We start from the raw sequence: 10,470 nt of genomic DNA on the forward strand, positions 1-10,470 counted from the left end.
GGGTAGGGATGGGCTCGGCGGAGGGCATCACCACCGGGGTGGGCGTGGCGGCGGCCTGTTCCCCGCCCTGTCCGGCGCAGCCGGTACACAGCAGCGCCGCCAGCAGCGCCAGGCAGCACAGTCGTCTCACTGCCGCCACCCCATCTCCCGCTCGTAGGCCAGGATGGTCTCCAGGTTGGCCTGCTCGTAGGCATTGAACACGCTGGTGTCAAAGGTGGAGGCGTTGAGCCCCTCCACCGGGGTGTACCAGTTCTGCCGGTCAAAATAGTCCTGGATCTCCTGGCTGGAGAATTGATAGCCGTACCGGGCATAGATCTCGTTGCGGATCAGGCTTACCTCCTCCTTGGTGAAGGGGGCCAGATCGCTCTTATCGATGTACTGGCTGTCGGTGGGCAGCAGATAGTCGCCGTCCATGGTGTCCGGATCGTCGTCGTCCCGGCTGCCCAGCAGCTCCAGCCAGATGTCGCCCCAGCCCGCCGAAGCGGCCTGGCTGTAGGTGATGCCGTAGTAGGTCCACTCATGCAGGCCGTCGTCGTACCAGTAGGCCTCATAGGGGGAAGATCCGTCGGAGCTGCCGTTGACATAGAGGTTCATCCACTCATCCAGCCAGCCCTGCTCCCAGGCCTCCCGGAAGGTGGTTCCATTGATCCGGCTAGTGAGCAGCTGGTCCATATCCAGCTGAATGGGATAGCTGCTCTGCTCCTGATCGGGGGTCTGGGTGGGCTTGTCGTCCTCCTCCGGCGGCACGCTCTCGGGGGGCTGAGACTCCGTCACAGCGGAGGGGCTGGGGCTGGCCTCAGCATCGGAAGAAGTGGGCTTCAGAATGCCCATAGCCATCACCAGGACCACAATCGCGCCGATCACCAGCACACACAGAATCACCGCCAGGGCAATGTAGCCCCCCTTCCGGCGGGGCGGATCCTGCTCAGGCTCGAACGGCTCTACAGGGGCCCGCCGGGGCGGCTCCTTGGGCTGCTCGTACCTGGGCTGCTCATATTCGGGCTGCTCGTATTTGGGCGGTTCCTGTCGGGGCTGCTCCGCCGGAGCCTGGGGTCTGAGCCGGGGCGGACGGCTTTCGGGCTTGGTGGTGGGCTTGCCGCACTTGTAGCAAAAGGCGGCGGTATCCGACAGCTCCGCTCCGCAGTATTTACAAAACATGGTGCAGAAACTCCTTTCCGTCAGGCAGGCTTACAGGGTATCCACCTGATAGCCCAGGGTACGGCTCTCGCCGGGGGCCAGGGTGATGCAGAATGCCTTGTCACCCAGCTCCGGGCCCTCTCCCGCCTCGGCGGACATTCCGTGCCAGGGCTCGATGCACACATAGGGCGCCGCCTTGCCCGGCATGGACCACAGAGCCAGCAGCGGGAAGTCGTGGAAGCGCACCCGCACGCCCTTGCCGGACTTTTTGCTGTGCAGCTCCACCTGCCGGGACTTGAGGCCCCGGAAAATCAGGGTATCCATCTCGTCAAAGTATTTGTAGTCCAGGGGGAGCACGTCGGTGTCCTCCAGACAGGGCCGGGTGCGGTTCAGGTCCACCCCGTTGGCGTCGGGCACCAGGGTGGGACAGGTCTCTTTCTGCTCAAAGCGCACCTCGTAGTCGGTAAAGGCCTCCCCCTCCTCCAGGGGGCAGCGGAAGCCGGTGTGGGCCCCCAGGCAGAAGGGCATGGGCTTGTCCCCGGTGTTGGTCACCGTCACAGAGGTGGTAAAGCCGGTATCGGTGAGCTGCTGGCGCACCACCAGCCGGAAGGGATAGGGATAGACCGCCAGAGTGTCGCCGCTCTCCCGCAGCTCCAGCTCCGCCCAGTCCTCCCCCTGCCCGGCCACCGCAAACTCGCTGGTGCGGGCAAAGCCGTGGCGGTTCATGGAGACCTCTTTCCCCTCAATGTGGACCTTGCCGTCCTTCAGGCCGCCCACAATGGGGAACAGCAGGGGATTGCGCCCCGGCCAGTAGGCCGGATCTCCCGTCCAGATATATTCCAGGCCGTTTTCGTCCCGATAGGACACCAGCTCGCCGCCGTGAGTGGCCACCCTTGCGGTCCGCCCGCCCCGTTTCAGTTCCAGTTCCATCACATACGCCTCCTTGTGTTGCTACCTGCATTATACCGGCCCTTTTCCTCCAATGCAAGGCCGCGATGTTTGACATATGGCCGGTTCGGGGATAAAATAGGAGAGACTTTATAATAGGAAGGAGCAGCCACTATGCTGTTTGCCCCATATGAGCGGTTCCATTATGTCCGTTCCCCCCTGGTGGAGGTCATCTGTCAGCTTCGCTTCCCCACCATTCTGTCCATCGGCGCCAATGAGCCCGCCGCCTTCCAGGAGGCCATCCGGAAAGACTTCCCCAAGTATATGACCCGGCAGGAGCAGCTGCCCCCCAAGGTGGTAAAGAAGGGCAACGCCACCGCCCTGGAGCCCCAGAAGCCCATTACCAACTACCACTTCATCTCGGAGGACGGCCGTTGGAAGATCAACCTGACCCAGAACTTTATCGCCCTGTCCACCCTGTCCTATCAGCGGTGGGAGGACTTTGCCATCCGGCTGGACCAGGCTCTGGCCCAGTTCATCCAGACCTATCAGCCCGCCTACTTTGAGCGCATCGGCCTGCGGTACGTCAACGCGGTGTCCCGGAAGGCCCTGGGCCTGGAGGACCAGCTGTGGGACGATCTGATCCAGAGCCAGTATCTGGGCATCCTGGGTGAGCCCGACGTGGAGGAGAGCGAGATCGTCAAGTGCGCCTTGGATGTGGAGACCCCCCTGGTGGGCGGCTACCGCATGAAGCTCCATGCCGGTCCCGGCCTGGTGGGCGCCAACAATCCCCAGAACGCCAACCAGCCCAAGGAGACCCGGTTCATTCTGGACGGTGATTTCTCCGCCGCCGGTCAGGTCAACGCCGACGCCGTGCCTGAGAAGCTGGAGAAAATGCACCGCTTCGCCGTCTGCCTCTTCCGGGGCGCGGTGACCAACACCCTCCACGAGGCCATGGGCCCCACCCCCGTGGCCGAATGACCGGGGAGGTGACCATCCGTCCCGCCCGCCGGGAGGAACTGGAGGAGATCTGGGCCATGGTGGGCCGGGCGGTGGCCCACATGAACCAGCTGGGCAACCCCCAGTGGGGGGAGGACTACCCCACCCGGGACTTCTACGCCGGGGACATGAACCGGGGGGAGCTCTACGCCGCCTTCCTCGGCGGCAAGTTGGCCGGTGTGGCCTGCATCAATACCAGCGAATCTCCCGAGTACGATCCCCTGCCCTGGACCACCAGCCGCCCCGCCGTGGTGATCCACCGCATGGCCATTGATCCTACCTTCCAGCGCCATGGGGTGGGCTCCGCCCTCTTCGCCTTTGCCGAGGAGGAAGCCCGCCGCCGGGGCATTGCCGCCATGCGTATTGACACCTATTCCCTCAACGACCGGATGCAGGCCCTGATCCGCAAGATGGGCTTTTCCAAGGTGGGGGAGATCCACCTTCACGGCCGGCCCCTCACCTACCCCTGTTTTGAGAAGGATCTGCATCAGGAGGAACAGCCATGAAAAAACTGCTGCTGGTGGTGGACTACCAGAAGGACTTTGTGGACGGCGCCCTGGGCTTTGCCGGGGCGGAACGGCTGGACAGCCCCATTGCCGGGAAAATTGCCGCCTACCACGCCGCCGGTGACGACGTGGCCTTTACCCTGGACACTCACCAGGAAAACTACCTGGACACCCAGGAGGGGCGGAAGCTGCCGGTGCCCCACTGTCTGATGAATTCGGAGGGCTGGCAGCTCTACGGCAAAACCGGACAGGCCATAGACAGGAACCGGGATATGGTGGTATGCAAGCCCGCCTTCCCCTCCCTGTGGCTGGGCAACTGGCTTAAAAGCCAGGGGTATGACCGCATTGAGCTGGTGGGACTGGTGTCCTACCTGTGCGTGCTGTCCAACGCCATCATGGCCAAGGCCGCCCTGCCGGAGGCGGAGCTGGTGGTGGACGCCGCCTGCACTGCCGGTCCCGACCCCGTCCTCCACCACAACGTACTGGACCTGATGGAGGCCCTGCAGATCACGGTCATCAACCGGGAGGATTGATTGAGATGAAAGAACACATGAACTATACCCTGCTCTGTGATTTCTACGAGCTCTCTCCCAGGTGAATGTCCCATTCACCTGGGGTCCCAATCCCATTTAATATGCGGGCGGCGAAACTGAATTCCGCCGCCCTGCGCCGCTTACCGCGGCGCCCCGCCTTGCGGGGCCCCATGGTGAGCCATAAACCGGGAGGTTTGAACGCCATGAAGCAACACATGAATTACACCCTGCTCTGTGACTTTTACGAGCTCACCATGGGCAACGGCTATTTCCAGACGCCGGGCTACACCGAGCAGATTTGCTATTTTGACGTATTCTTCCGCAACGTGCCTGACGGCGGCGGCTTCGCCATTGCCGCCGGGCTGGAGCAGGTCATCGACTATGTGGAGCGGCTCCACTTCGATGAGGAGGACATTGCCTATCTCCGGGGCAAGGGCTGCTTCTGCGAGGGCTTTTTGGAGTATCTGAAGAACTTCAAGTTCACCGGCGACATCTGGGCGGTGCCCGAGGGCACCCCCATCTTCCCCCGGGAGCCCTTCCTCACCGTCCGGGCCCCCGCCATTGAGGCTCAGTTTATTGAGACCTTCCTGCTGCTCACCCTGAACCACCAGTCCCTCATCGCCACCAAGACCAACCGCATTGTGCGGGCGGCGGACGGGCGGCCGGTGAGCGAGTTCGGCTCCCGCCGGGCCCAGGGTCCCGACGCCGCCATTCTGGGCGCCCGGGCCTCCTATATCGCCGGCTGCGCAGGCACCGCCTGCACCCTGGCCGACGAGGTGTACGGCTCCCCCGCTGGCGGCACCATGGCCCACTCCTGGGTCCAGATGTTCCCCGACGAGTATACCGCCTTTAAAACCTACTGCCAGCTCTATCCCCACTCCGCAACCCTGCTGGTGGACACCTACAATGTGCTGAAGTCCGGCGTGCCCAACGCCATCAAGGCCTTCAAGGAGGTGCTGCTCCCCCAGGGCATCACCAACTGCGCCATCCGGCTGGACTCGGGCGACCTCACCTACCTGTCCCGGAAGGCCCGGCGGATGCTGGACGCGGCGGGGCTCACCGAGTGCAAGATCGTGGCCTCCAACTCCCTGGACGAGTATATCATCCGGGACCTGCTGCTCCAGGGGGCCCAGATCGACTCCTTCGGCGTGGGCGAGCGGCTCATCACCTCCAAGAGCGAGCCGGTGTTCGGCGGCGTGTACAAGCTGGCCGCCATCGAGGACAAAGAGGGGAATATTATCCCCAAGATCAAGATCAGCGCCAACCCGGACAAGATCACCAACCCCGGCTTCAAGAAGGTGTACCGCCTCTTCGACAACGAGACGGGGAAGGCCTTTGCCGATCTCATCACTCTGTGGGACGAGACGGTGGACGAGAGCAAGCCTCTGGAGCTCTTCGACCCGGACGCCACCTGGAAGCGCAGCGTGTTCACCAACTTCACCGCCAGGGAGCTGCTGGTGCCGGTGTTCCAGGGCGGCAAGCGGGTGTACGACTCCCCGCCCATCGCCGAGATGCGGGCTTGGTGCGCCGGGCAGATCGACCTGCTGTGGGACGAGGTAAAGCGATTTGAGAACCCCCACAACTACTATGTGGACCTGTCCCAGAAGCTGTGGGATCTGAAGCAGAGCCTGCTGACCCGGGAAGGAAAATAAAAGCAAACAGGACTGCCGCAAACTGTGCGGCAGTCCTGTTTTTTGTCTTATTCCAGATCCAGCTCCACCGGGCAGTGGTCGCTGCCGGTGACGTCGGCATGGATGATCTGGTCCTTCACCCGGGGCAGCAGACGCTCCGACACGATGAAGTAGTCGATGCGCCACCCGGCGTTGTTCTTCCGGGCGTTGAAGCGGTAGCTCCACCAGGTATAAGCCCCGGTCTTGTCCGGGTAGAGGGCACGGAAGCTGTCGGCAAAACCGCTCTGCAGCAAGGTAGTCATCTTGCCCCGCTCCTGGTCGGAGAAGCCTGCGTTGCCCCGGTTGGTCTTGGGGTTTTTCAGGTCAATCTCCTCATGGGCCACGTTCAAATCGCCGCACAACACCACCGGCTTCTTCTGGTCCAGGGTCATCAGGTAGGCCCGGAAATCGTCCTCCCACTGCATCCGGTAGTCGATGCGGGCCAGCCCCTCCTTGGCGTTGGGGGTGTAACAGCACACCAGATAGAAGTCCTCATACTCCGCCGTAATCACCCGGCCCTCGGTGTCGTGCTCCGGGATACCCAGGCCGTAGGTCACGGCCAGAGGCTCGGTTTTGGTGATGAGGGCGGTACCGGAGTAGCCCTTCTTCTCGGCGCTGTTCCAGTAGATGTGGTAGCCAGGCAGATCCAGCTCGATCTGGTGGGGCTGGAGCTTGGTCTCCTGGAGACAGAAGGCGTCGGCGTCCATCTCCTTAAAAAAGTCCAGAAAGCCCTTGCCCAGGCAGGCCCGCAGGCCGTTGACATTCCAGGTGATCAGCTTCATTCCCAGTCCTCCGCCTTCCATTTCATGGGTTTTCCGTCGCTGTCCAGCAGCGGGGTGATACCGCCGGCATATCCGTCGTGCATCTCCAGGTAGAGCATACCGGTCTTGGTATCCAGCAGAACCCGGGTGGCATCGGCCACACCCTGGGTGTAGATCACCTGAAAGCGCTTATCCTTTCCCATAGACACGCTCCTTTATTCCTTTCGCATCTCACCCTCCAGATGGGGGAGAAATTTCAGCATAATGGGCAGATAGGTGGCCACAAAGACCACCACCGCCCCCAGGGCCGCCCACTTCCGCGCCCGTTTGGGGGCGGCCAGGCCCAGCATGACCCCGGCAGCGCACAGGCACAGCTTCACCAGGGCCAGGTCCTTCCAGTTCATCTTTGCGATATAGGCGTCGGCGGCAGAAAACAGTCTCCTCATAAGATTCCCTCCAGTCGCAGCAGCCATTCCTTCAGTTCCAGTCCGCCCCCGTAGCCAGTGAGGGTTCCATTAGCCCCCACCACCCGGTGGCAGGGTAAAAAGATGGGCAGGGGATTGCGGTGGTTGGCCTGGCCTACCGCCCGGCTGCCCTTGGGGCAGCCCACCCGGCGGGCCAGTTCTCCGTAAGTAATGGTCTGCCCGTAGGGGATCTCCGCCAGAGCGGACCACACCCGCTGTTGAAAAGGGGTACCCTGTGGGGCAAGGGGCAGGTCAAAGTCCCGCCGTTCCCCCGCCAGATAGGCCAGCAGCTCCTCCTTGCCTCGGGAGAGTAGGGGCGTCTCCTCCCCCACCGGGGGCATGGGGGAATTGGGCAGGTACAGGGCGGTGAGCGCGCCCCCCTCCTCTTCCAGGGCCATGGGCCCCACGAGGGTATCAAAGACCACCCGGTTCATCTCAGTACCGCCGCACCACGGCGGTGACCTTGCCCAGGATGGCGCAGCCCTCACCGTCGATGGGCTCGTAGTCCGGGTTCTCCGGCATGAGCCACACATGGCCGTCCTTCCGGCGGAGAGTCTTCACCGTGGCCTCGTCCTCAAAGAGGGCCACCACGATTTCTCCGCTGTGGGCGTCGGCCTGCTGGTGGACGATCACCAGGTCCCCGGGCAGGATACCGGCATACTTCATGGACTCGCCCCGCACCTTCAGGGCAAAATACTCCCCCGGCCGCCCGCCGGTGTCAAAGGTCAGGTAGTCCTCAATGCACTCCTGGGCCAGAATGGGGGACCCGGCGGCCACGCTGCCCACCACCGGCACCTTATCCTCCGGGACGGCCGGGGTCTCCGGCTGGGCCACGGTGATGGAGCGGGTCTTACCCTCCGCCTTGTTGATGAGGCCTGCTGCCTCCAGCCCCTTCAGGTGGAAGTGGACGGTGGAGGGGGATTTCAGCCCCACATAGGCCCCGATCTCCCGGACGGAGGGGGGATAGCCGTGCTCCGCCGAGAAGGAAATAATATAGTCGTAGATCTGCTGCTGCTTGGGCGAGAGCGTTTTCATGGCAGACCCTCCTTTGGTCAGTTTTATCCGACCTTAGTATACCATAATCCCCCCGGTATTGCAAACATTTGTTCTAAATTTACCCAAAATTCTCCCCGTCAAGGTACACCGACAGCCGAAGCAGGTACTGGTCGTACCCCTTGCCTGCCAGCTCGTCCAGCAGCACGTCCTCCCAGAACAGTTCTCCCAAAGTCAGGCCGTGGGCGTCGGCCCAGTCCAGCAGCCGCTGGTAGCCCTCCCGCACGGTGTCAAAGCCGCCGGCATGGAAGTAGGTCAGATAGCGCCCTGCCGGGGCAGTGAGCAGCCGCACCCCCCGGATGGGCTTGTCCACCTGGGTGTAGCAGTAGGTATAGCCCTCCCAGTTCCCCCGCCGGGCGGCCTCCACCGGCAGGATGGCCCCCAGGGCGTAGGGGCTGGCCACCTGATGGGCCTCACAGTATTCCAGGTGACGGGCCATGATGCGGGCATATTTGCCCGCGTCGGTAATGCCGGGGGCGGCGGTGGCCACATACCACCGCTGGGGCCACTCCTCCAACCTTACCTCGCCGGGCTGGACGGCCAGGGCCTGCCGGGTCAGCTCTGCTTTCCGCCGGATCAGGGTCCGCAGCCGCCGCAGCCGGGACATCTTCTCGGTCAGGGCTTCCTCTTCCTCCTCCAGCAGCTCCAGCAAGGTCTCCGGGCTGCGCCGGTCCAGGTAGGCCTTGATGTCGGACAGGGGCATCCCCAGTTCCTTGAGGCTGGAAATGACCTGAAACACCTCGATCTGCGCGGGAGCATAGTAGCGGTAACCGTTCTCTCCCCGGATGGCGGGAGAGAAGATGCCGGTTTCATCGTAGTGAAACAGGGTGTGCTTGGTGACGCCGCACAAGGCCGCAAACTCCCCGGTGGTAAAGCGCATCTCTGTTTGATCCATGGCCCAAACCTCCCTCTTGACTATCGGGTTACCCGATAGCTTATCATGATTTGTGCTGCTTGTAAACGCTTACTGGAAATGGAGGGAACACGCCATGAAAAACCGGTTGGATCAGGACTTTACCCTGGGCGGACTGCTCCGCTTTGCCCTGCCCACCACCATCATGATGCTGGTGACCTCCCTGTACACCATTGTGGACGGGGTGCTCACCTCCCAGCTGGTGGGAGAGAACGCCCTGGCCGCCATCAACATCGCCTATCCCGCTGTCAGCATCGTGCTGGCGGTGGGTATCATGCTGGGCACCGGCGGCAGCGCCGTGGTGTCCCACCGGATGGGCACGGGGGACCTGGAGGGGGCCCGGCACACCTTTGGTTTTCTGGCCGTGACGGCGGTGTGCGCCGGGGTATTCTTTGCCCTGCTGGCCGTCTTTGGGGCGGAGCCGCTGGCCCGCCTGCTGGGGGCCAGCGACCTGCTGTTGGATGACGCCGCCTGCTACCTGCGGATTCTGCTGATGTTCGCCCCTATGGCCATGCTTCAGCTGCTCTTTGAGAGCTTCTTTGTGGCAGCGGGCAAGCCCGGCCTGGGGCTGGGTCTCACCATCGCCGCAGGGGTCACCAACGGCGTACTGGATTGGCTGTACATGGGGCCGCTGCAAATGGGCATCGCCGGAGCTGCCGTAGCCACCGTCACCGGTTACTGTATCCCGGCGGTGTGCGGCGTGCTCTTTTTCCTCACCCGAAAGGAGGGGCTGCGCTTCTCCCGGCCCCAGCCCAACTGGCGGCTGCTGGGCAAGGCCTGCTTCAACGGCTCCTCTGAGATGGTGACCAACCTGTCCACCGCTGTCACCACCTTTTTCTTCAACGCCATTATGATGGAGCTGCTGGGGGAGCCGGGGGTGTCCGCCATCACCATCGTGCTCTACGCCCAGTTCCTGCTGGTGGCCCTGTTCCTGGGCTTCTCCATGGGCGTGGCCCCGGTGTTCAGCTTCAACCAGGGGGCGGAGCGGTATGACCGGCTGCGGGCCACCTTCCGCCACTGCGCCCGGTTCATCCTGTGCGCCGCCGTGGGTATTCTGGCCGCCGCTCTCGTGCTGGCCCCGGTCATCGTTGGGGTGTTCTCCCCCGCCGGTACCCAGGTCAACGCCTTGGCCCTGGAGGGCTTCCACCTCTTTGCACCCACCTTTCTCTTTGCGGGGATCAATATTTTCGCCTCCGCCCTCTTCACCGCCCTGTCCGACGGGCGGACCTCCGCCCTCATCTCCTTCGCCCGCACCTTCGGCTTCCTGATGGCCGGGCTGCTCCTGCTGCCCCGGATCATCGGGGTCACCGGCGTATGGATCGCGGTGCCGGTGGCAGAGGCTGTCTCCTGCCTGCTGTCCATCGGTTTTCTGTGGCACCACCGGACCAAATTCGGCTACGGGGCCATTCCCGCATAACAAAAAGGGTCTGTTGCAAAATGTGCAGCTCGTACAAAGACCCGTCATTCCGAGAAAAACGGCCGCCCACCGGGCGGCCGTTTTTCGTGGGAATCCGCCCCTTTTGCCGGGGAAACGGATTGCCACGCC

13 protein-coding genes are annotated in these 10,470 nt (G+C 63.1%); 5 read left to right on the top strand and 8 right to left on the bottom strand.

Features of this window, described 5'->3' with window-relative positions; translation table 11 throughout:
* Positions 1-126: 126 nt before the first annotated feature.
* Positions 127-1,158, bottom strand: a complete 1,032-nt coding sequence (locus tag B5G42_RS16585; RefSeq protein WP_087272768.1) for a YARHG domain-containing protein — start codon at positions 1,156-1,158, stop codon at positions 127-129.
* Positions 1,159-1,188: 30 nt separating this feature from the next.
* Positions 1,189-2,067: an aldose 1-epimerase family protein gene (locus B5G42_RS16590; protein WP_087272771.1), complete on the bottom strand. Its 879-nt coding sequence runs from the start codon at positions 2,065-2,067 to the stop codon at positions 1,189-1,191.
* A gap of 132 nt (positions 2,068-2,199) precedes the next feature.
* Here B5G42_RS16590 and B5G42_RS16595 point away from each other — a divergent pair, with 132 nt between their 5' ends.
* From B5G42_RS16595 to B5G42_RS16610, 4 genes are all read left to right on the top strand, one after another.
* The gene (locus tag B5G42_RS16595) at positions 2,200-3,006 is read left to right on the top strand and encodes a TIGR04255 family protein (protein WP_087272773.1); all 807 of its coding nucleotides are present in this window, start codon (positions 2,200-2,202) and stop codon (positions 3,004-3,006) included.
* Positions 3,003-3,530: a GNAT family N-acetyltransferase gene (locus B5G42_RS16600; protein WP_087272776.1), complete on the top strand. Its 528-nt coding sequence runs from the start codon at positions 3,003-3,005 to the stop codon at positions 3,528-3,530. Before B5G42_RS16595 ends, B5G42_RS16600 begins: the two co-directional genes overlap by 4 nt.
* Positions 3,527-4,063 (top strand): cysteine hydrolase family protein, encoded by a 537-nt coding sequence (locus B5G42_RS16605; RefSeq protein WP_087272779.1) that lies wholly within the window; start codon positions 3,527-3,529, stop codon positions 4,061-4,063. Before B5G42_RS16600 ends, B5G42_RS16605 begins: the two co-directional genes overlap by 4 nt.
* Positions 4,064-4,266: 203 nt before the next feature.
* Positions 4,267-5,715 carry a nicotinate phosphoribosyltransferase gene (locus B5G42_RS16610; protein WP_206406205.1) on the top strand — a complete coding sequence of 483 codons (1,449 nt, stop codon included), beginning with the start codon at positions 4,267-4,269 and terminating at the stop codon, positions 5,713-5,715.
* 47 nt (positions 5,716-5,762) lie between these two features.
* Here B5G42_RS16610 and B5G42_RS16615 read toward each other — a convergent pair whose 3' ends face one another.
* The 6 genes from B5G42_RS16615 to B5G42_RS16640 all read right to left on the bottom strand — a co-directional run bounded on the left by B5G42_RS16615 (position 5,763) and on the right by B5G42_RS16640 (position 8,906).
* Positions 5,763-6,515, bottom strand: a complete 753-nt coding sequence (locus B5G42_RS16615) for an exodeoxyribonuclease III (RefSeq protein ID WP_087189136.1) — start codon at positions 6,513-6,515, stop codon at positions 5,763-5,765.
* Complete coding sequence (locus B5G42_RS16620; RefSeq protein WP_087189135.1) at positions 6,512-6,697, bottom strand: DUF6440 family protein; 186 nt, start codon at positions 6,695-6,697, stop codon at positions 6,512-6,514. The genes B5G42_RS16615 and B5G42_RS16620 overlap by 4 nt, the downstream gene beginning before the upstream one ends.
* Positions 6,698-6,709: 12 nt before the next feature.
* Positions 6,710-6,940 carry a permease of phosphate ABC transporter gene (locus B5G42_RS16625; RefSeq protein WP_164475039.1) on the bottom strand — a complete coding sequence of 77 codons (231 nt, stop codon included), beginning with the start codon at positions 6,938-6,940 and terminating at the stop codon, positions 6,710-6,712.
* Complete coding sequence (locus tag B5G42_RS16630; protein WP_087272782.1) at positions 6,937-7,392, bottom strand: methylated-DNA--[protein]-cysteine S-methyltransferase; 456 nt, start codon at positions 7,390-7,392, stop codon at positions 6,937-6,939. Before B5G42_RS16630 ends, B5G42_RS16625 begins: the two co-directional genes overlap by 4 nt.
* A gap of 1 nt (position 7,393) precedes the next feature.
* Positions 7,394-7,993: a transcriptional repressor LexA gene (lexA, locus tag B5G42_RS16635; protein ID WP_087272785.1), complete on the bottom strand. Its 600-nt coding sequence runs from the start codon at positions 7,991-7,993 to the stop codon at positions 7,394-7,396.
* Between the two features lie 79 nt (positions 7,994-8,072).
* Complete coding sequence (locus B5G42_RS16640; RefSeq protein WP_087272788.1) at positions 8,073-8,906, bottom strand: MerR family transcriptional regulator; 834 nt, start codon at positions 8,904-8,906, stop codon at positions 8,073-8,075.
* Between the two features lie 94 nt (positions 8,907-9,000).
* Here B5G42_RS16640 and B5G42_RS16645 point away from each other — a divergent pair, with 94 nt between their 5' ends.
* Complete coding sequence (locus B5G42_RS16645) at positions 9,001-10,341, top strand: MATE family efflux transporter (RefSeq protein ID WP_087272791.1); 1,341 nt, start codon at positions 9,001-9,003, stop codon at positions 10,339-10,341.
* The last annotated feature ends 129 nt before the right edge of the window (positions 10,342-10,470 follow it).

Source organism: Flavonifractor sp. An91, from assembly GCF_002159225.1.
GTDB lineage: Bacteria > Bacillota > Clostridia > Oscillospirales > Oscillospiraceae > Flavonifractor > Flavonifractor avicola.

Excerpts from the sequence above, each read along its gene's own strand:
- B5G42_RS16600 (WP_087272776.1), top strand. The coding sequence starts at position 3,003 with ATGACCGGGGAGGTGACCATCCGTCCCGCCCGCCGGGAGGAACTGGAG.
- B5G42_RS16640 (WP_087272788.1), bottom strand. The coding sequence starts at position 8,906 with ATGGATCAAACAGAGATGCGCTTTACCACCGGGGAGTTTGCGGCCTTG.
- B5G42_RS16605 (WP_087272779.1), top strand. The coding sequence starts at position 3,527 with ATGAAAAAACTGCTGCTGGTGGTGGACTACCAGAAGGACTTTGTGGAC.
- lexA (WP_087272785.1), bottom strand. The coding sequence starts at position 7,993 with ATGAAAACGCTCTCGCCCAAGCAGCAGCAGATCTACGACTATATTATT.
- B5G42_RS16620 (WP_087189135.1), bottom strand. The coding sequence starts at position 6,697 with ATGGGAAAGGATAAGCGCTTTCAGGTGATCTACACCCAGGGTGTGGCC.
- B5G42_RS16625 (WP_164475039.1), bottom strand. The coding sequence starts at position 6,940 with ATGAGGAGACTGTTTTCTGCCGCCGACGCCTATATCGCAAAGATGAAC.
- B5G42_RS16630 (WP_087272782.1), bottom strand. The coding sequence starts at position 7,392 with ATGAACCGGGTGGTCTTTGATACCCTCGTGGGGCCCATGGCCCTGGAA.
- B5G42_RS16645 (WP_087272791.1), top strand. The coding sequence starts at position 9,001 with ATGAAAAACCGGTTGGATCAGGACTTTACCCTGGGCGGACTGCTCCGC.
- B5G42_RS16590 (WP_087272771.1), bottom strand. The coding sequence starts at position 2,067 with ATGGAACTGGAACTGAAACGGGGCGGGCGGACCGCAAGGGTGGCCACT.
- B5G42_RS16585 (WP_087272768.1), bottom strand. The coding sequence starts at position 1,158 with ATGTTTTGTAAATACTGCGGAGCGGAGCTGTCGGATACCGCCGCCTTT.
- B5G42_RS16595 (WP_087272773.1), top strand. The coding sequence starts at position 2,200 with ATGCTGTTTGCCCCATATGAGCGGTTCCATTATGTCCGTTCCCCCCTG.
- B5G42_RS16615 (WP_087189136.1), bottom strand. The coding sequence starts at position 6,515 with ATGAAGCTGATCACCTGGAATGTCAACGGCCTGCGGGCCTGCCTGGGC.
- B5G42_RS16610 (WP_206406205.1), top strand. The coding sequence starts at position 4,267 with ATGAAGCAACACATGAATTACACCCTGCTCTGTGACTTTTACGAGCTC.